This window comes from Peredibacter sp. HCB2-198 (assembly GCF_045999315.1).
GTDB lineage: Bacteria > Bdellovibrionota > Bacteriovoracia > Bacteriovoracales > Bacteriovoracaceae > Peredibacter.
The window spans coordinates 3,931,271-3,950,245 of sequence record NZ_CP174607.1; the positions used below are offsets into that span (position 1 = coordinate 3,931,271).

General features: G+C 42.6%; 18 protein-coding genes. 7 read left to right on the top strand and 11 right to left on the bottom strand.

Going from position 1 to position 18,975, the window contains the following annotated elements; translation table 11 throughout:
* The first annotated feature begins 86 nt into the window (after nucleotides 1-86).
* From ACJVC5_RS19715 to ACJVC5_RS19725, 3 genes are read left to right on the top strand one after another with little or no spacing between them, the layout of a single operon-like run.
* Nucleotides 87-911, top strand: a complete 825-nt coding sequence (locus ACJVC5_RS19715; protein ID WP_408097262.1) for an N-acetylmuramoyl-L-alanine amidase — start codon at nucleotides 87-89, stop codon at nucleotides 909-911.
* Nucleotides 896-1,297, top strand: a complete 402-nt coding sequence (locus ACJVC5_RS19720) for a hypothetical protein (protein ID WP_408097263.1) — start codon at nucleotides 896-898, stop codon at nucleotides 1,295-1,297. Before ACJVC5_RS19715 ends, ACJVC5_RS19720 begins: the two co-directional genes overlap by 16 nt.
* On the top strand, nucleotides 1,284-1,619 hold the full coding sequence (locus tag ACJVC5_RS19725) for a hypothetical protein (protein WP_408097264.1): 336 nt from the start codon (nucleotides 1,284-1,286) through the stop codon (nucleotides 1,617-1,619). Before ACJVC5_RS19720 ends, ACJVC5_RS19725 begins: the two co-directional genes overlap by 14 nt.
* A gap of 33 nt (nucleotides 1,620-1,652) precedes the next feature.
* On the opposite strand, the gene ACJVC5_RS19730 is transcribed toward ACJVC5_RS19725, so the two are convergent.
* The 9 genes from ACJVC5_RS19730 to ACJVC5_RS19770 form a co-directional block, all read right to left on the bottom strand.
* A complete protein-coding gene (locus tag ACJVC5_RS19730) occupies nucleotides 1,653-2,162 on the bottom strand; it encodes a 4Fe-4S binding protein (RefSeq protein ID WP_408097265.1) in 510 nt (169 codons plus the stop codon).
* A complete protein-coding gene (locus ACJVC5_RS19735; RefSeq protein WP_408097266.1) occupies nucleotides 2,159-3,337 on the bottom strand; it encodes an NADH-quinone oxidoreductase subunit D in 1,179 nt (392 codons plus the stop codon). Before ACJVC5_RS19735 ends, ACJVC5_RS19730 begins: the two co-directional genes overlap by 4 nt.
* A 14-nt stretch (nucleotides 3,338-3,351) precedes the next feature.
* Entirely contained in the window at nucleotides 3,352-3,936 is a 585-nt protein-coding gene (locus ACJVC5_RS19740; RefSeq protein ID WP_408097267.1) for an NADH-quinone oxidoreductase subunit C, read from the bottom strand.
* Entirely contained in the window at nucleotides 3,929-4,411 is a 483-nt protein-coding gene (locus ACJVC5_RS19745; RefSeq protein ID WP_321392709.1) for an NADH-quinone oxidoreductase subunit B, read from the bottom strand. Before ACJVC5_RS19745 ends, ACJVC5_RS19740 begins: the two co-directional genes overlap by 8 nt.
* 124 nt (nucleotides 4,412-4,535) lie before the next feature.
* Complete coding sequence (locus ACJVC5_RS19750) at nucleotides 4,536-5,459, bottom strand: hypothetical protein (protein ID WP_408097268.1); 924 nt, start codon at nucleotides 5,457-5,459, stop codon at nucleotides 4,536-4,538.
* A 47-nt stretch (nucleotides 5,460-5,506) separates the two neighbouring features.
* A complete protein-coding gene (locus ACJVC5_RS19755; protein ID WP_408097269.1) occupies nucleotides 5,507-7,108 on the bottom strand; it encodes a hypothetical protein in 1,602 nt (533 codons plus the stop codon).
* 56 nt (nucleotides 7,109-7,164) lie between these two features.
* Nucleotides 7,165-7,770, bottom strand: coding sequence for a CsgG/HfaB family protein (locus ACJVC5_RS19760; RefSeq protein WP_408097270.1), 606 nt, complete (start codon nucleotides 7,768-7,770; stop codon nucleotides 7,165-7,167).
* A 13-nt stretch (nucleotides 7,771-7,783) separates the two neighbouring features.
* Nucleotides 7,784-8,464 (bottom strand): hypothetical protein, encoded by a 681-nt coding sequence (locus tag ACJVC5_RS19765; protein WP_321392719.1) that lies wholly within the window; start codon nucleotides 8,462-8,464, stop codon nucleotides 7,784-7,786.
* Nucleotides 8,465-8,479: 15 nt separating this feature from the next.
* Entirely contained in the window at nucleotides 8,480-9,436 is a 957-nt protein-coding gene (locus tag ACJVC5_RS19770; protein ID WP_408097271.1) for an LPP20 family lipoprotein, read from the bottom strand.
* Nucleotides 9,437-9,589: 153 nt separating this feature from the next.
* Here ACJVC5_RS19770 and ACJVC5_RS19775 point away from each other — a divergent pair, with 153 nt between their 5' ends.
* The 3 genes from ACJVC5_RS19775 to ACJVC5_RS19785 all read left to right on the top strand — a co-directional run bounded on the left by ACJVC5_RS19775 (nucleotide 9,590) and on the right by ACJVC5_RS19785 (nucleotide 12,723).
* Entirely contained in the window at nucleotides 9,590-10,168 is a 579-nt protein-coding gene (locus ACJVC5_RS19775) for a superoxide dismutase (RefSeq protein WP_408097272.1), read from the top strand.
* 103 nt (nucleotides 10,169-10,271) lie between these two features.
* On the top strand, nucleotides 10,272-10,967 hold the full coding sequence (locus tag ACJVC5_RS19780) for a response regulator (protein ID WP_408097273.1): 696 nt from the start codon (nucleotides 10,272-10,274) through the stop codon (nucleotides 10,965-10,967).
* Nucleotides 10,957-12,723, top strand: coding sequence for a sensor histidine kinase (locus ACJVC5_RS19785; protein ID WP_408097274.1), 1,767 nt, complete (start codon nucleotides 10,957-10,959; stop codon nucleotides 12,721-12,723). Before ACJVC5_RS19780 ends, ACJVC5_RS19785 begins: the two co-directional genes overlap by 11 nt.
* Here ACJVC5_RS19785 and ACJVC5_RS19790 read toward each other — a convergent pair.
* Nucleotides 12,715-14,322, bottom strand: coding sequence for a tetratricopeptide repeat protein (locus ACJVC5_RS19790; protein WP_408097275.1), 1,608 nt, complete (start codon nucleotides 14,320-14,322; stop codon nucleotides 12,715-12,717). The two genes, ACJVC5_RS19785 and ACJVC5_RS19790, sit on opposite strands and share 9 nt — an antisense overlap.
* A 44-nt stretch (nucleotides 14,323-14,366) precedes the next feature.
* The gene (locus tag ACJVC5_RS19795) at nucleotides 14,367-15,587 is read right to left on the bottom strand and encodes a FecR family protein (RefSeq protein ID WP_408097276.1); all 1,221 of its coding nucleotides are present in this window, start codon (nucleotides 15,585-15,587) and stop codon (nucleotides 14,367-14,369) included.
* 367 nt (nucleotides 15,588-15,954) lie between these two features.
* Between ACJVC5_RS19795 and ACJVC5_RS19800 the strand changes: the two genes are divergently transcribed.
* Nucleotides 15,955-18,936 carry a hypothetical protein gene (locus tag ACJVC5_RS19800; protein ID WP_408097278.1) on the top strand — a complete coding sequence of 994 codons (2,982 nt, stop codon included), beginning with the start codon at nucleotides 15,955-15,957 and terminating at the stop codon, nucleotides 18,934-18,936.
* The last annotated feature ends 39 nt before the right edge of the window (nucleotides 18,937-18,975 follow it).

Sequence of the window (18,975 nt, forward strand, 5' to 3'; positions counted from 1 at the left end):
TGCCTAAGAGGGCGAATTCTCAAGAATTTTTATTTCGAACTTAAGGTTTATCTGACAAATCCGATAAGCTACAAAAGGCGGCTTTTTTGAAGAGTTTAATGTTTTTAGCAATGTTTAGTTGGACAACAGTAAGTTGGGGCTTCTCTCCCGACTGTTTCTTCTGCTTACCTTGGAGACAAGAAAGTCTTAGACCTCAAGTTCCAGAGTGGCCCATCGAATATGTGAAAATCGAAAAGGTCGACTACGAGCGGAACTCTCAAACAGCGAGTTTTTGTAAACGTCCTGAAGACATGGTGGATACCATCGTGCTTCACCACTCTGAAACTCCTAGCACGGACACACCGGAAAGAATCAATGAGCTTCACCTTAACCGAGGAACGCCCGCTGATCCTTGGTATATGATCGCTTATTCGTATGTGGTGAACTCTCCTTATTCTGGTGCTGTTTCTCCTCGCGCTCGCGTGACTGAAGGAAGACCATTAGATCTTGTGGGTGCTCATGCCGGATCAAATATTTTTGTTCCGATGGATGAAGACCAAAAGAAAATGTGGGAAGACGGTAAGATCACTTGCGGTAAAGAAGGCGGAGAATTTAAGGTCGACTCAACAATGGAGAAAGACGGAAAGATCAAGGCCAACGTTACGACCATTGGTCTGGTTGTGATTGGTAACTACTCTCCTTTCTCTAAAACAAACCCGAACGGTTACTCTAGGAAAAATCCTCGATATCCAACTCAACAGACGCAAGACATGATTGCCAGAACCTCATGTCAGTTACAGAAGAGATATCCTCGAATGAAATATATTAAGTGGCACAACTACTATCATTCGACCAGTTGCCCGGGAACTATTAAAGAATACATCGGCCGCATTAAAACATTGGCCAGGAAGTACGGATGCGAATTTCAATAATCTTCATCATCATTATCTTTTCGGTCTCAGTCATGGGTTCAGATGATAAATCCATGAAAGAGCTGTTCATGAAATATGATCAGGTCATGGACCATAAAAAAATCGAACTCATTGATGAGGTCTTCTCCCAAAAATTCATCAAATCGAGCGGTGGTAAGGAAGAACTGATTTCCAAAATCAAAGAACTCCCTGCTCCATCAGAAAAAAGCAAACCAATGGCCCCGGATCTCTCGTGGAGAAAGGGCCTTAAAAACGAGATCTACTTTGCGAAAGTAAAAGAAATCTCATCCAACAAAAATAAGAAAGATGTCCATGAGACCGAATTCATGGTGATCAAAGAAGACGGTAAACTTAAAATCGACGGAACACTAGGTGATGGGAATTAAACTTATCGCAGTCCTTCTACTGGCAGTGGGATGTGGTTCCGAAGCGAATCTCAGTAATTCTGCTCTTGAGCAGTCTTCGAAGCTCTCGGACACTTCGAGTATCAAGGCCACTTCCACTGGAGTTCTCGTCAGACAAAACGGTAGCAGTGTTAAATACGATCAAATGCAAATCAATGGTCAGCTCTACAAAGTGAGTCTCAGCAGCTCACTCCTCTCTCTTGAGTTCATTGCGAAGTATCCATTGAACTCTCAGATTCCGGTGAAATACAAAGGTAATGTACGAAGTCAGGAAGTTTTTTTAGAAGTGATTGAAGCGCAATAAAAAAGGCCCCAAAAGGGGCCTTTCTATTTTCAACTAAGATTTAACGATACGGTCACGCCAAGCAACCACATCTGGTGCCAGGTAGTCGTACTTCATGGCATCGATTGTATACTGAGAGAATTCGTAGTCATGAGAGTGAGTCAGACACTCAGTCGGACACACAGTCGTACAAAGACCGCAATAACAACAAAGTGAAGTATCAATTGTGAACTGAGTCAGTTTCAAACGGATCGGCTGACCATTTGAAGTTTTCTTGATCTCAGTACCTTCAGGAAATTTTTCTGAAGCGATGTAAATACAATCAACCGGACAGGCCATTGCACATTGAGTACAGCTGATACAATTTTGAGCATCATTGAAGAGACGCATACGAGCTCTTTCAGGAAGAACTTCGCGAACTTCAGGGTACTCGATTGAAGCAGGTTTAACCGCCCATACGTATCTGAAAGTGATCCACATACCTTTGGCAGTTGTGTAGATACCATCAAAAAGTGCTTTAAAATATTCCTTCACGGAAGACGTTTCGTGAACTGCAGTGCTCATCGGTCTACCTCTCCTAGTACGATATCAATTGATCCAATAGATGCTACAAAGTCTGCCACCATCTGACCTGGGGCCATGTGTGGAAGCATAGACGTGTGAGTGAAACATGGAGATTTCACTTTCAAGCGGTATGGAGTTTTAGAGTCATTGCCTTCAGACACCAAGTGGAAACCAATTTCACCACGAGGAGCTTCTGAACGAACATACACTTCACCTTTAGGAAGCTTGATGATCTTAGGCACTTTGCCCATAACTGGACCTGGCTCAAGCTTATCAATCACCTGACGGATGATTTTGATAGATTCAACAACTTCTCTCATACGAACAATGTAACGGTTCCAACAGTCACCTACTACGCCGCGCTCGCCGTCACCAACTGGAACGTCGAATTCGAATTCAGAGTAAAGTGAGTATGGCTTGTTCTTACGAAGGTCCCACTTGTATCCAGAACCACGAAGTACCGGACCGGTTGCACCGTATGTGAAACAGTCTTCAACTGTAAGAACACCAACGTTAGATGTACGCTCAACGAAGATTTTATTCAGAGATACTAGCTCATGATATTTCTTCGCTTCTTGTTCCATATTATCTACGAATGCTGATACGCGAGCGATCTGGTCATCAGTCCAGTCGTTCCACACACCACCAATCCAGATGTAGTTATAAAGAAGACGAGCGCCTGAAACTTCTTCGAATAGACGAAGGATTTTTTCACGTTCTTCGAAGGCATATAGAAACGGAGTGAAAGCTCCAAGATCTAGTGCATATGTACCGAATGCCATTAAGTGAGAAGCGATACGCTGAAGTTCCGCAGTTAAGATACGAAGAAGTTCAGCACGACGAGGAACTTCCGTTCCAAGCATCTTCTCAACCGCCATTACGTATCCCCACTCCATGCTCATAGAAGCAAGGTAGTCGAGACGGTCAACGAAAGGAATGATACCGCGGTAATCAAGATTTTCAGCATGCTTTTCCATACAACGGTGTAAGTAACCAAGGTGTGGAATAGCGTGAGCAACGATTTCCGAGTCAGTCCAGATCTCTACACGTAGAACCCCGTGAGTAGCAGGGTGCTGAGGACCCATGTTCAGGGTAAGTAGCTCTGACTTTAGCTGTTCAGTTTCACTGTTAATGGTTGGCTTTTCTGGTTCACCAATGTCCCATTTAGATTGCATATAGTGGATTCCTCTTAATTACTTGAAGCTGCTAGTTGGGCCTTCTTAATCATGTCCTGACGAACGATGAATTCGCGATCTTCGAAGTTCATCTTGTTGTCTGGATAGACGGCCATACCGTTATAATCTTTCTGAGCAATGTAATCTTTTCTAAGAGGCCAGCCTTGCCAGTCATCCGGACAAAGAATACGGCGCATATCAGGGTGATTATTAAATTTGATACCGAACATGTCGTAAACTTCACGCTCTTGGAAGTTAGCGGCCGCCCATACTTTCACCACTGAATCAACAGCAGGTGCTACACGGTCAGTTACTTTAACTTTAAGAATGAACTCACGAGGGTTAGTTGTATCGAAGTGAGCAAGCATGTAACAAACTTCCATGAACTCAACCCAGTCTACACCGCTGATGCACTGAAGAGAGTTGAATGGCATTTCTTTGTTTGTTTTAAGGAACTCACAAACTGCGAAGATTTTTGAAGCTTCAACAGTGATGCTTGAATCAAATTTTGCATCTTCTGCATTGTTCACAGTGGCGTTTGCACCTTGAACGTTTGCATTGATGAGACTTGCTAGTTTATTGAAATCAACATTAAGCATGTTTTACCCACTTATTACGAAGAAGACGCTCGTTCGCGATTTTCTTCTGAAGAGTCATAACACCTTCAATAAGAGCTTCCGGACGAGGAGGACAACCAGGAACGTAAACGTCTACAGGAACCACTTCATCAACGCCTTTAAGAACGTGATAACCGTGTTGCCAGTATGGTCCACCCTTGTTGGCACAAGAGCCCATTGAGATAACGTATTTTGGCTCTGCCATTTGTTCATAAAGAACTTTCACACGAGTCGCCATCTTAAGTGTCACTGTACCAGCAACAATCATAAGATCCGCACGACGTGGAGTTGCCATGAAGGCACCACAACCAAATCTTTCTAGATCGTATTTTGCCATACCTGTGGCCATCATTTCGATCGCACAACAAGCAAGACCAAAGGTCATTGGCCATAAAGAATTTTTGCGACCCCAGTTGAGAAAATCATCAACGGTCGACAGTACAACACCATCTTGCATGGAGAACTCCGGTTCAATGAAAAAAATAATTACCCCTATTTGTACCTTTTGGGGTCGTTTTCGTCAATGAAACGGCTTGGAAAATCAGCTATTTCGAGAGAATGTCTTTGGGAATAATGTACGCCTATTTTTGGCCACAACGAGCAGAGTAATTCTGAACGAATTTCTCCTGACTGTCAGAGGCAGAAGCTGGTCCCCTTTTTGGTCCTTGCTGCATGTAGGCGAGACGCTTTTTATCATTCTCGCAAACCTTGCTTACTACCAAATCGTATTCCATTAGAGCTGCTACTGGATAAGGAACGCCATAAGCAGAGGAAATAAAATTTATTTTTTCGTCTTTTAGGTCTGAAAATGAGCTAGCGATCTCTCTTTTTACTAATTGTTTATTGAAACCGTCGAAATAAGAACCCACGTGATAAAAAAGTTCGACAGCCTTCTTGAACGAAAGTTGACCACTTGCGTCTTCGATTTTTTGGCAATTCGAACGGGACTGAATTGTTTTTGAGAAAAGTTCGCGAAGAACTCGGCATTCAGTTAAAAAGGCCTGAACTTCTCCCCCATTCCCTTCAATTGTCCCTTTAATAAAGTCTTTGGCATTAAATGCATCTGAATAAGGATTGAAACTCTCTCTATAAACATAGTGAGTAAGTTCGTGGGCAAGATCCAAAAGAGCATCGTCCCAAGCAAGACTCTTATTAATATAAACAACTGAGCGCGATTCATAGATCACGTGTTCAGGTGAATGTGGAGAAAATTTGCGAACTAAAGTTGTATCCGTAAGAGAGCTTTCTCCCACTCTGATCACATCTTGAAGTGTCAGACCGGTACGAGAGGCCTTGTATTGCGCTTCTTTAATAATCTGCTCACCAGTCGCAGAACGACTAAGAAGCTCTAGTAGCTTTTTAAGATTGAGTTCCTGAGATGAGGTGTAATCCATCCATGAGCGATTAGCACTCATGTTACCTTCTACATGGATTGTTTTCTCATCCATGGCGAAGAGAGGAAAAGTCGTCGTTACAAGCAGGATTATAGTATAAAACGTCTTCATTACCCTGCTTGTCGGCAGGACATAAAGGAACTCGAGTCAAAAGTTGATTACGGTGATTGAAATCTTAGGTGATGAATGGTCTTACCTGACTTGCTTACTTGGATATTCCCCAGGATTTTTGCCGGAGCAGTTGGAACCATCTCCCCTGCATAGGTCGCAATGGCAACCTGATAGTTACCAGGTGGAAGTTTTACTTCAGTCATACGAAGGGCCTGAGGAAGTGTGGTCCAATGACGGGTATCGGCCTTCTCTAGGGCCGCAATTCCTTTCGATGCTCCTACATAAGTTGCCATGGCCGCAGTTTTCGCAAGGAAGTCCCCGTCTCCATTACCTTGCTTAAGACTTTGGTAAACTTTCATGGCGGCAACGATCGCCACAATATGGCGAACGGCCACTCGGGTCCCAGTTTTCACATAGCGAGCAACCACGTCTTCTTCTAAAACGATACGGGCGATGTCACCATTTTCAGAAACCACCGGAAGTGGACTGTGATGAACAACGACACCTTTCTCATTTAAAAAGAAAACTTCCTGGCGCTGAACCAATGGAACGTTATCAATCATCGGTAATTCGAACTCAACCGCCGCTTCTTGAACCGCGAGCTTGGTCACATCATGAGCAAAAATGAAGCTTCCAGCATTGGCAGTTCTTTCTGGAATCATGCCAAGTTTGTTCATAGCAAAAGCTGTTACAAATTCTGTACCAACCGTGGCAATAAAAGTTTTTGCTGCCGGATTACTCACAGAATTCACAGCACCCTTAATTCCAAAGTTAAAAGGCTTCCCTACTTTCTGAGGAATCATTCCCTCTTCCAATACAACCACTACATTCGTAGGACCTAAAGCAACTTTATTAGTCACAACTTTAGAAGGTTTTAAGACCTTTACTTGATTGTCGTAATCACCACTACGAATTTCTTTTGTAAGAGAAAGAATTTTAAATTGGAGAAAATCTTTCAGGTCATTGTAGGCATGGGTCTTCTCATACAATTTCTGATCAGGACCTTTGCCCTTTTTTAGATTTTCTTCAAATGAACGAGTGTATTCGATGTTCTTCTTATTAAAGAGAGCGAACACTCCCCCTTCAGCATCCAGGATCTTATAAGCGTCCTTATACAACTGAAGCGCAATCTGATCATCATTTCTGATGTCACTGATTTCGTGAATCTGACCACCGAAAACCTTTAACATCAAATCCGTGTGATAAAGGGTTTTGGAAGTCGCAGAACGTTGAAGCTCAGTAAAATACGTGTCCCAAGCAAGAATGGTGGCACGCGCGGCCTGAAGATCTAGCTTCACTCCTTTCTTTAAGAAGCGAGCGTAATAGGACTTGGCGAGAAAGTAATGAGCGTAAGAGCGCTCGTAACTTGCTCCATAAAACACATCAGAAGCGTCGTTAATTAAAAGAGACGCCGCTTTGCTGGAAAGTCTTTTTGTATAGAGTTTGTCGATGAGGTCGAGGGAAGTTTGGAAGTGAATGATAGCGTTGTCTTCATCATTCCGAGAAAGGGCCACTGTTCCCATTTCCATGTGCCAGAGAAGAGAGCTTTTCTTATCTTCTTTAAGAGCGCTCTTCTCAAGGATCGCCTGGGCCTTCTCATAGTCTAACGACTGATAGGCCTCGCGATAGTCCTTCATCTGATCTTTCATCTTGGAGGCACAGGCCCCCAAGAATAAAAGAACAGCTAATAGTAGGCAGTGAAATTTTACCATCCTAACGATGATTTCTCAGAGTACTTAAAGACCTTCGTACGAGTACGAAGAACCTCAGTCGTCTTCTCAATATCTGTCATACGGATGTTAACAGAGTATTCCTTGATGGTTTTGCCATCACGTTTTTCAGGCTTCATATACACGTTACCGAAAATCATGATGTCTGCACCTGTTTGCTTACCAATTTTCTTGGCCGTAGCAGGATCAACCATACCATCATTTTGGTAAGTGATCTCTTTTAGGATTTTTTCACGAGCTTGGTTATCAACCAGTTCGAATTCACCAGAAAGAGAAAGCTCATTTAGCAACTCATCGTTCAGGTCACCGATTGGAAAATAAGCTTCAGAAGTTTGGTTTTGAACTTCAGCAATGAACACTTTTGGAGTGCCAAACTTAGATTTCATTTTGTTGTAACCAGGGTGTGCCTTCATTTGTTTAACAACGTCAGCAACCGCTTGAGTTGTATCAGCACTCATCCAGTTATCAGTAATTGAAAGTCCTTTTTCATCAGACTCATTAGCGTCAACACGTTTCGCTTTAAATCCACCACAAGAAGTGGCCAGCATAGAAACAGAAAGTAATACGAATAAAAATTTCATTTAGATCTCCTAATTACACTTCACCATGACGAGCTTTCACGAAATCTTCGTCAAGGTTTTCAAGAGCTTTCTTCACATTGTCTTTTAGTTCAGGATCGGCTTTTTCAACTAGATCTTCAGAGGCCTTATCAATCGCGGCCTTAAGACGAGCATCTTCCATACGGATCAGAGTCGCGCATGTGAAACCAACGTGATCTTTCTTAGCACCAAGTTTCTGCTGGTAGTTTCTCTTTTCCCAGTATGTCTTAATCACAGCGGCGCCATGGATAAGAGACTGAACTCTTTCTGCAAGAGTATTAGAAACATACTCTCTCATTGGAGCGGTCTTAGGATTGTTGGCATCAATTGCTGCCTGGCCTTCAGTTGAAGCAGCTAGTGACTTCTGAATGAAAGTTGTAATTTCAGAAGCGATATCTGAGCGAACATTTGCTTTCGCTAGATTACATGCGATTTCACGGTTAACTTTTGGCTCAGTTTCATAAGAAAAATAACGGAACTTTTTAGTGTCCATATTTTCTTGAGCGACCCATACTTCAGCATCTTCGATCCAGCCTGGACGAACAGTAGAAGAAGCATCGCGAACTTCATAATCGCGTGCAATTGTTTCAGAGTTATCAACGTCCTTCACTTTCTTTTTAGAAGAACATGCCACGCCGAGAGAAAGAATCAACAGGACAGACATCAGCTTCATCATAGGAGCTCCTTTTCCTTAGTCTAAGTGTAAATCCGATAAATGTTGTTCGATGTAATCGTTAAAGAAATGTTTTACTTTGAGGAGTGCGTCCGCTTGCGAACGGCCGGTAACTGTTTCTGAAGCGGCGAGAACTTTAAGCTTCTCCCCTTTCTCGAAACTCGTCATGTTCATGGTGAAGGTATATTTTTCAAAACCTTCAACGTTCAGGTATTCCTTAATTGAATCGACATTAAGAGAGATCATCTTTTGAGCGTCACCCTTAACAATTCTGAATCCAGACTCCGTGAGAAGTTCTTTTAGCTTCTCCGTCATCCACTCAGGGGCCTGACCAACTCTTAGCGCGAGATTTTCAACACGTGGTCTCGTTTCTCTCCAGGCCATGATGTCTTGATAAGTCATGCGAGCAGGACGACCTTGTCCAGCAACGATAGAGTATTTCTCGTTAAGCTTTTCACGCTCTAGATAAAGACGAACAATTTTTCTGAGATTCGTGCGGCTTCTGCGCGCCCAAAGGACGTTGAGTTCATCGTCGATTTTTTGAATACGATTACCTAAAAGGTCACTTGCCTTTGCACGATCAAGAGAAGCGAGAGCGTAAGTCAGGCCTTCTTTTTTAAAGTGCTTCTTTACTTCCACGCCTTCGAGAATTTGATTCACTGATTCTTGAAGAGATTGCTGAACTTCTTGTCGTACAGCACTCTGCCAAGGAAATGTTTGAGAGGAACTGGTGTTCACACTCAGGTCAGACTTAACTTGCACTTCGAAGATGCTGGCGAGATTGGCCTTTGCTTGCGCATCAGCTTGTGCCATGGTTTTTGATTCACCAGTTGCACATAATTCTGTGGCCTCAGCACATGCTTCATAAGGCGCATAAATCCAACCGGGAGTTTCTTGGGCAGTATCAGAAAGTTTTGGCCGTTTCTCAAAGAGGGAACAGCTACTCAAAAGTAACAAAATCAGGATGTTTTTCATTTGGAAAAATTCTGAACTCATCTCGAATTAAAGTCAACGAGACTCTCAATAAGCTTTTGACGCCAAGCCCTGTTTATTGACGATCGAACTCAAGAGGAGCAACCTCAAGGGAGCTTTCATTTGAAGTATTTCTGATTAAAAAGGAGGCCTTTTATGGAACATACCCTACCCGCTCTACCCTACCCAAAAGACGCACTTCAGCCCCATATTTCGAAAGAAACATTCGAATATCACTATGGAAAGCACCATCAGGCCTATGTCAATAAATTGAATACCCTGATTAAAGGTTCGAAATTCGAGAACATGCAGCTGGAAGAGATTATTAAAAATTCTGAGGGGCCTATTTTCAACAATGCCGCTCAACACTGGAACCACAGCTTTTTCTGGAACTGTATGGCCCCTAAAGCAGGCGGTTATCCGGGGGGAAAAATTGGGGATATGATCACGAAGAAATGGGAAAACTTCGATAAGTTTAAAGAAGTCTTCTCAAAGTCGGCCGTGGACAACTTCGGATCAGGTTGGACCTGGTTGGTTCAAAACCAAAAAGGTGACCTGGAGATCATGAATACCTCGAACGCGGACACTCCAATGGCCCATGGATTGACTGCTCTTCTGACCCTGGATGTGTGGGAACATGCCTACTACATTGACTACCGAAATGCTCGTCCCGACTTCGTAACGGCCTTTTGGAATATCGTGAACTGGGACTTTGCTAATAAAAACCTACGCTAAATAGAATTTGACCTACCCGCCCCCTGTAATTCCTTACCAGGGGGCCCTTCTTAACCGAACTTTAACCTTCCTTCAGAGCAACGTTAGTATATATAATCGGTATATGAAAAACGCCACCATCCTAGTTATCGAAGACGAACAAGACATTCGCGACCTTATTAGCTTCCAACTAAAATCTGAAGGGCATAACGTACTCATCGCTGAGAGCGTAGACAAGGCCATTACTTATGTCGAGCGACCTGAGAAAATTGATCTTTTCATCATCGACTGGATGCTACCTGGTGTGATGAGTGGTCTTGAGTTCACGAAGAAACTTCGTGGCCAGAAAAACTACAAAGACACTCCGATTGTCATGATCACGGCCCTGACTCAACCTGAGAACATCGTGGCCGCTCTTGATGCTGGCGCTGATGATTACATTACAAAGCCATTTGATCTAAAAGTACTTGAGGCCCGTGTTCGCGTTCAGCTTCGTGAACTTAAAGTTGAAAAGACAGATGACGACACTCTTGATTTCGGTCTTATGAAGATTGAGGTCGCTAAATGCCGAGTGATGGTTGAGAAAGATGAAATTAACCTCACTTCTACCGAGTTTAAGATCCTAAGCATGCTCGCCCAAAAACCGGGTCACGTGTTTACTCGTGAACAGTTCATCAATAACATCCAGGGCGAGAACATCTTCGTCACTGGCCGTACAATTGATACCCATATCGCAGGTTTAAGGAAAAAAATCGGTCCAGCTGCCAATATGATTGAAACAATCAGGGGCATTGGATATAGATTTAAAGATGTCCTCTAATAAAACCGCCTACCCTTGGTTCTTCTTTTACCGTGTCACCCGCCTGGTATTGGTGGTTTTCCTTCCTACGCTTTTTTTAATTCTGTTCCTTTACCGCTCTTCTTATAAACAGGGCCTCGTGGCCCAGATGACCATTCAGATCGAAGAGGATCTAAGACTTCTTCGTTATACCTTGGTTCAGTCAGGAATTTCCTGGGAGAAGTGGTGTGAAAGTATTCCTCCCCTAAAGGACGTTCAATACACACTGGTAAGAAGAAACGGAACCATCATCTGTGATAGCGCAGACAAAAAAATGGTGGGTGAAAAGCTCGATAACATCACCGAAATCGTTCAGTCCCATGAAGCTCGATTTGCCACTCAATTAAGAAAGAGTGATTTTTTTGGAACACAGGCCGTGTTCGCGAGTCTTCGTTTGGGTGATGATCTTATGATCCGAAAGGTCATTCCAGTGTCCTCTCTTCGAGACAACATGGATCGCTTTGACCGGGTACTGTTCCTTCGAATTGTTCCGTTTTCAATTATCAGTTACCTATTCTTTGTTTACTTTTTCTATCTTTCGACCAAGCCCCTTGGGATCATTCTCTCGAAGGTGGAAAAATTCAAAGACGATATCCCTTTTAACAAGAACCTTGAACTTCTTTATGAAAGAGATGAGTGGGCGGCGATTGAAGAGGCCCTGAACAAGGCCGATCAAAAACTTCAAAGTCAGATGGCAGAATCTCGTCTTGAGAACGAAAAGAACACGGCCATTCTTGAATCCATTAATGACGACATTCTCGCGATTGATAAATACGAATCGGTTCTCTTCTATAATACAAAGTTCAAGAATGACTTTTTAAGAACCAACGAGAACACCCAGATTAAACCAAAGCTATGGCACACTTTTAATGATGAAGTGGTTCTGGACGCTTTCCGCTCAGTTCTTCAAACTGGTGCTCCTTCGTCTCTTAGGGCCAAGAACTTCCCTTATAGTCACCGCCCTGAGCGCTTTTTTGATCTTACGATCACACCACTTAAATCTTCAGACGGAACCATTAACGGGGCCCTTGGAGTTTTCTACGATGTGACCGAGTTTAAACTCTCCGAACAAATGCGAGTGGATTTCGTGGCCAACGTTTCTCACGAAATTCGAACTCCCCTCACCTCGGTGAAGGGCTATACGCAACTTCTTCAATCTCAGGCAAGTAAGATTGATGAATCTCTTCATATCTTTCTGGATAAAATTGTGGGCAACACTGAGAGAATGATTTCTCTCTTTAACGATCTCTTGAATCTATCAGTGATTGAGTCTCGTTACCTTCAGACCATGGAACCTTTGGACCTACCATCAATGGTTGAGACCGTAGCAAGTAACATTAAGACTAACTACCCAGAAAAGAAAGTGAATGTGAACTGGGACTTGGCGGTTGAGACCATCACTGGCGACAGCCGTTTAATGGAACAGGTTATTTCAAACCTTGTGGACAACGCCTGCAAATACTCAGAGTCTGATTCAATTGATATTAAGATCGCGAGCTTCAAGAAAAATGACCGGGCCATTATCACGATTTCGGACAACGGACCGGGGATTTCGAAAGAGCATATTCAACGTATTTTCGAACGATTCTATCGAGTGGATTCTTCCCGCGAAGTTTCTCGTGGAACGGGCCTAGGTCTTTCCATCGTGAAACACATCATTGCCAAACACAAAGGACGCATCTGGGCCGAATCAGAAGGCAAAGGAACGACCTTTATTATTGATCTTCCTTTAGAATAAGTATTCTAGTTCAAGGGCGTAGATAGACTTTTTATAGGCAAAGTTCTCAGTGTCTTTCGAATTATTCTTCTGATACTCATACTTCAAGTTAGCACGCCAGTTCTTTTTAAAGGTACGAGCAAGACGAAAACTTGGGTTAAAAAGTAATTCGCGTCCACGGGCACTTTGGTTATTGATCGGATCAGTTGAAGTCAGCATCAAGCTCGCCATCGGTGTAAACCAGTCACGAACACGGGCCATGATTAAGTCACCTCGAACAGTGAATGAGTTTGTATCAAACGACGAATCACTCACTCTCATCTGATCATAGCTAGCGTATAAAAGAAAAGTATTCACTTTAAAAGTCATGATTTGTTCGTAGGCCAAACTAATCAGTTTCGAGTCCGCTGAACTGATATAACTTTCAAGCGTTCTGTAACGTAATCTCAGGATTGATTCACCTAAAGCGAAATAGTTAAATTTCTCCCCGATCATAAACGTATGCGAGCGTGAACTGAACTCGAGTTTTTCTTCGGCATTAACGTCACGTCTGGCCTCATTGTAGTCATAGTCCACCAGGAAGGCCGCGGGCTTTTTCCACAACGTATGCTCATAGGCGGTTCGAATGGCCGGTGCCACCATGTAGTTATCGTTACGATAAATTTCAGGAACACGATTGAAATAATACGTCCTATTAAATCTCAATTCAGGGGCAATACTAAAATAATCGCGGTGATAAAAAGTGTATCGTCCCATCAGGTCAACACGTGAATACGTTGACGCTTGCTTTGATGAAGAGATGGTCGTGTCTGAAGGAGCGAAGGTCACGTTAGAATCGTGCCCTAGTTCAGCAGCGGCCCGTACAAAATACGGCGGGATTAGTGTCGGTCTTCCATTGCGAAGTTGGAAAAGAATCAGGTCATACTTTCGTTGAAGTCCAACGATCTTCTCTCGGATCGCCGGAACGAGGGCGGATTCTTTATCTACTTCAATTGCTTTTTCATACTGAGGAATAACAATGGTCTCAACTGATTTGAAAGCATCAGGATGCTTTTCAACCTGCTCAAGATAAATATCACCAATTTGCATTTCAGAGGCCTGCTTTACTTCTTGTGCCTCTTCTGGAGGAAGCTTATCAACGGCCTTAAAAAAGGTGAATGCCTTCTTACGCTCACCCATTTCTTTCGAAATATAACCGATATAGTAAAGAGAAACGCCCCGTTTAAATTTTCTTTTTACAGATTCACGAAACTGAAGACGGGCCTCAGCGAGCTTTTCGGCTGCGAATAGTGCTTGTCCGTATTCATAGTGAATGTCACTTGGAGCGTATTTATATCCTAGGGCAGTCCGAAAACTTTTAATTGCTTCACCAAATTCCTGGATTCGGTTGTAACAAATTCCTTTCCAGTAAGCGATAAAACCAAGCTTACTTTTATCAGTTTCTTTGGCCTCAATATTAGTGAGTTCTTCCGTTGTCGACTGATACTTCCCTTCACCAAATAACTTAGCTGCGTGTTTATAAGTCGCATTTTTTGTGGCGTCGGTAATTTCTTGAGATACATCTTGAGCAAACAAAGAAAAACTCATGCCCAGAATTAGCATCCATGCTAATAACTTCATCTTGGTCCTTCAACAACAGCAGTATATAAAATCTAAATCTTTAATTACGGTCTAATAATAATTGTCGTATCCGTATGCGTAGACACTCCACGAGTCGGATCATTCACACCACAAATTCCCCCACCTGTACATGTGCCTCCAAGAGGTCTTTGAAAGTCTGGAAAGCTATGTGTGATATCAGGACGAGGTGCCGGTGCAGGAACCGGAGTTGGTCCTGGTTTCTGAGGACCCCCTGATGGATTTGGCACACCTGTTGGGCCATTCGGTTTTAGTTCTTGGGAAGGTTGAATAACATCACCAGAAGAAGACACCATGGCCATACCTTGCCCATCAATATAAGTGTTCGTGTTTTTATCTAACGTACTACCTGGACCTGGAGCGATGATTTCACCAGACTCAACGTTTACGATTGAACCGTTGGCCGGCTTAAAGGCATCTCCCTTCACGTAACCATCCGGATCAGCAGAAGCTGGTGAAGCTTGTGTTGGCTCAGTAGGTACAACTTGGGCCATTTGAGTTTTGATCGTTTCACTTGTGTTACTCACTTGAGCACCACTTAACCCAGCAGGCACAACTGATTTACTCACTTCATTCGTTGTATTGCTTGGTGTTCTGCTTGATTCAAACTCAGAGTTTTTTTCAAGTCTCTCACGTTGCTGAATATTCATAAGTGATGGAATCGTTGGCATCGGACGACTGGCTTCCATTACCGAGAACTCACCCGGATACATTCTCACACCGCGATCAACGATTTCTTCCAGACGATTTGTATTCGTCTCTCCACGCTGTTCAAGTTTATTGAACACGATCTCCCCTTCAAAAAGCACAGTTGAAGTGTTCTTTCCGTTAGTAGAAATCATAAAGTCCGTACCACGCACACCCATGACGGCGTTTTGAGTTTTAATAAAAAGCTTTGATTTATCTTTATTAATTTGAAGATAGTCTTTTGTTACTTGCGAGCGGATTTTACCTTTCACAAGATCAATCACACCTGAGTCTTTTCCAGAGAATGATTCAATCTTCATTTCTGAGTTAGGGCCAACGTTCATTGAAGACTTATCAATAAAGATAAGTTTCACAAAACTCTTCTCGGCCGTTTTTACAACTGCACCGTTCTCCACCCAGTCATCTACTTTCAATGGTGTTGTTTTCCCTAATGTAAGGACACTCGCTTCACCACGCATGAGTTTCACTACCGCAACTTTAGAGGTCGCAAAGGCACTCGCACACATTAAAAATAGAGCGATTAAAATCATGACTTTCATATTTGGTTTCCCGGTTCCCCAATTTCCTTGGGTTAAGTTCCTCTTAATTATACCTTTCACCGCACTGGCCACAATCAAGGCAAAATCTCTCCAATTATCCCCAACTTACCTTCCCTTCGAGGCTTCAATCTGAAGAGGAATCGTAATGGACCATTTTTTAAAAAGTCTCATGAATTCAATAACATGAAAGCACAACTGCCAAAAGTAGTTGCCTTATTTAGTCATGGGCTTTCTTTCGGGCCATGGAAAAAGCTCGTAATTATATGAAAACCCGACTGAACCTGTTTGCTCATCAAAATTTCCTTAACACAATACATAATTAGTGGAGACCAATCTTCCGATAAGAAGCGGAGACTTAAGGAAAGTTATGAACATTCAATCAATGATTAAATTTCTTCCTCTGATGCTAATGGCTCCTCTTCTTTATAGTTGTGGAGGACCAGCAACATCCAACGCTCAACTTTCTGTGAGCTCATCCTTTATTGCGACTGCTGGTTCAATGGCCGCAGGCGGATATATCGTCGTAGGTGAAAATGCATCTGCCGCTAAAAAGTTTGTTCTCTCTTTAAGTGGAACTACTGAAAGCACAATAAAACTAGAAAGAGGTGTATGGAAATTTACGGCCGTTGGTTGGGACGGTTCTCAACCTTTTGAAGGTAATAATCTTTGTGGTTCAGTTCCAAGTATTGACCTTAATAGTGATACTGCTTCTGTAGAAATTAAAGTTGATGCGGCCTCTTGCTCAAACGTTGCTTTAAGTAGCGAAATCAATATCCGCATGTTGAGTACTATTTCATGCGATATCTTTTATCAATATAATCAATCTACAAATTCATTTACTGCTCTTAGCTCTTCCTTCTCTCCTTCTTTCTGCGGCACAAGTATGCCGAATGATTATCGCAGTGACTTTACTCGATTCAGATATCAGTCTCTTAATATTAAAGACGGTATTCAATCACCAGGTTTCGTTTCAGAATGTAAGGACCTGACTGTTCCGACTTCATTAAATTTACCTACTAAAAAAGTTCCGTTCTTGGTGAAGTTCTATAAAACTGCTGACGATTGTACTAACAATCGTGCTTCTCAAAACTATCTTTTCAAAGATGGTATTGAATTAGGCAGTCCGAACTTCGATCACAAGTTAAATTCTTCCGCAACGATGCTTCTCCTTTCTTCTGCGAGAACAAAACGCGGAACCAGCCCTTTCATGAATGAAATCCCAAGAGTTCTGTGTGGTTCTGCTGGCTCACTTTCAGATTGTATTGCTGAACCGACCCTTAACGCCCACATCAATGTACCTTTTATGAATGATAATCGTGAGCAAACGATTCTAAAAGGCCTGAATGCCCTTACTGCAACAACATGTGATCCAAATACTATTCTTCCTGGTTCAAAATATTTTTCGGCAGAAACATGTTCGATCAAAGATAACCAGATAATGATTAAGCCAGTTCGTAACGAACTTCTTTGTCAGGGCTCTCCGTTTTATCATTTTCCAGTCAACATCAAAGACCTTTATCAGCGCGAAGGTAAAACCTACGTCCTGATTTATAAAAACTCTCCAGTCTATAAATACTATGTCATGGTCTACTCTAAGGCGGGAAAACTCATTGCCGAGTACGATCTTGGCTCTACTCCTTATACTCAAATTTCGGCCAACACTGATGGTTCTAAAATTGTTGTGATTAACAACACTGATGCTTACTTCATCACCGTGAGTGGCAATACTCCGTCAGGACAGGTCTTAAGCGGGAAAGGTGGTAATCAGGTAGAAATGGATCCAGTCGGTAATTACTTTTACGTGGCCAATGGCACGCGTGTTTATGGGTATACATCTACAGGAACTCAAATTTCGTCGGTAGAACCACTAGCGACTCTTACAGTTCCATTGATTTCTTTTTATAATGGCTATTTATATGTCATCTCGGAAAATATGGAAGTAAGAAAGGCCTCAGCCAACGCAGGTGGCATCGGTACTTTCAGTGCCGCCATTGATGTTTTAGCGTGGATCCCGGATTCATTCGTTGTATCTGGCGGTAAGGCCTACTATCAAAAAAATACAGAACTTTATTATTCAATCTTTGACGGAACCCTTCCTTCATTGACTATGACTCAATCAGCGGGTGCACTTGCCACCTCAATCATGGATGGAAAAGTTTATTTTGCAAAAGACCAAGGGGTCTTTGTTTATCAGCATGGTGTGAATGACATACTGGTATCAACCACTAATGGTTGTTCAGAAACCATCACTGTTACCCATGGTGGAGTTTCTAAAAATCTTATCATTGAATCTAAGCAGAACATGCCCCTCATGCCTATTTGGAGCGACGGTCTGAGATTATTCGGTAGAAGATTCTTCAATGATGTTGATAAACCATTCTACTACTTTGAATCATTGAATGATCACGATGATGGAGTGAGAACTGGTGGCAGACTAGAGCGTATTCAAGAAATGCTTGGACCTGAGGCCCTAGGTGGGTTCTTCTCTCAATACAATACTTGTGCAGATGTAAAGGCCGCGGCCCCATTTACGAGAGAACATACTTTCGTGGATGAGTCGAAAGGTGAAGTAATGAACTTTACTCTCGCCGTAGACGCCAATTCAGCAAATGAAATGATGCCAAATTACATTTGTGACGACGCTGACCCAAATGCCGTTTGTTCAGTTCCTTATGATCTCATTTTAAACTTCTCTCATTCAGGATCAGATCGTCGTGAAAAAATGAGAATTAAACTAAAATGTGGTTCACAAAAAGGGACTTTCGAATCTGCAGACGTTGAGTACTCTCCTTCTGATATCCGCAATGAACTTCTGGTTTGGAACACGAACTCTGATACCTCTGCCAGATACGAAGAATATTCTCTCGAACAAGACACTCGCAAACGTGGTACTGTTTTACGTCTTCATAAAACAAGTGCCAGTGGAGTCTTCGCAAGATGGGTTGAAGTTGAGCTTTCAGGTTCACAAAAATCCGGCTCGGTAGCTCAGTATGAGATTAATGCAGGATCTGTGTTCACTGGACGCCAATACGTATCGAGACCTTTAGCAGAATTCAATGCGGGTAACTCTACTCCTCTAAATAATGTTAGTTATTCTTTCAATGATATTGTTTCTAACACTGACTTCTTTGGCAGCTTCTTCGCTGAAGGTCCGGCCATCACATCAACATCAAGTTCAGATATTTATGGCACAACTAGCAGCGGTGGATACTTTTCTGATCAGAACGCCAATAACAGCATGTCTAAATTTATCCCGCTTTCCATTAACGATATGAATATTGATGACAGTTCGCACCCACTGGTCTTAGCTCCTGGAAATGTAGGTGCAGTCTTTGAGCTAACTCCATAAAATTTAGAAAAAAATACTTCCAAAACGCTATGGGCCTTC

What these genes read in the sequence shown, in the direction of transcription:
- ACJVC5_RS19720 (WP_408097263.1), top strand. Translation starts at nt 896, where the DNA reads ATGCGAATTTCAATAATCTTCATCATCATTATCTTTTCGGTCTCAGTC.
- ACJVC5_RS19730 (WP_408097265.1), bottom strand. Translation starts at nt 2,162, where the DNA reads ATGAGCACTGCAGTTCACGAAACGTCTTCCGTGAAGGAATATTTTAAA.
- ACJVC5_RS19735 (WP_408097266.1), bottom strand. Translation starts at nt 3,337, where the DNA reads ATGCAATCTAAATGGGACATTGGTGAACCAGAAAAGCCAACCATTAAC.
- ACJVC5_RS19740 (WP_408097267.1), bottom strand. Translation starts at nt 3,936, where the DNA reads ATGCTTAATGTTGATTTCAATAAACTAGCAAGTCTCATCAATGCAAAC.
- ACJVC5_RS19745 (WP_321392709.1), bottom strand. Translation starts at nt 4,411, where the DNA reads ATGCAAGATGGTGTTGTACTGTCGACCGTTGATGATTTTCTCAACTGG.
- ACJVC5_RS19750 (WP_408097268.1), bottom strand. Translation starts at nt 5,459, where the DNA reads ATGAAGACGTTTTATACTATAATCCTGCTTGTAACGACGACTTTTCCT.
- ACJVC5_RS19755 (WP_408097269.1), bottom strand. Translation starts at nt 7,108, where the DNA reads ATGAAAGATCAGATGAAGGACTATCGCGAGGCCTATCAGTCGTTAGAC.
- ACJVC5_RS19760 (WP_408097270.1), bottom strand. Translation starts at nt 7,770, where the DNA reads ATGAAATTTTTATTCGTATTACTTTCTGTTTCTATGCTGGCCACTTCT.
- ACJVC5_RS19765 (WP_321392719.1), bottom strand. Translation starts at nt 8,464, where the DNA reads ATGATGAAGCTGATGTCTGTCCTGTTGATTCTTTCTCTCGGCGTGGCA.
- ACJVC5_RS19770 (WP_408097271.1), bottom strand. Translation starts at nt 9,436, where the DNA reads ATGAAAAACATCCTGATTTTGTTACTTTTGAGTAGCTGTTCCCTCTTT.
- ACJVC5_RS19775 (WP_408097272.1), top strand. Translation starts at nt 9,590, where the DNA reads ATGGAACATACCCTACCCGCTCTACCCTACCCAAAAGACGCACTTCAG.
- ACJVC5_RS19780 (WP_408097273.1), top strand. Translation starts at nt 10,272, where the DNA reads ATGAAAAACGCCACCATCCTAGTTATCGAAGACGAACAAGACATTCGC.
- ACJVC5_RS19785 (WP_408097274.1), top strand. Translation starts at nt 10,957, where the DNA reads ATGTCCTCTAATAAAACCGCCTACCCTTGGTTCTTCTTTTACCGTGTC.
- ACJVC5_RS19790 (WP_408097275.1), bottom strand. Translation starts at nt 14,322, where the DNA reads ATGAAGTTATTAGCATGGATGCTAATTCTGGGCATGAGTTTTTCTTTG.
- ACJVC5_RS19795 (WP_408097276.1), bottom strand. Translation starts at nt 15,587, where the DNA reads ATGAAAGTCATGATTTTAATCGCTCTATTTTTAATGTGTGCGAGTGCC.
- ACJVC5_RS19800 (WP_408097278.1), top strand. Translation starts at nt 15,955, where the DNA reads ATGAACATTCAATCAATGATTAAATTTCTTCCTCTGATGCTAATGGCT.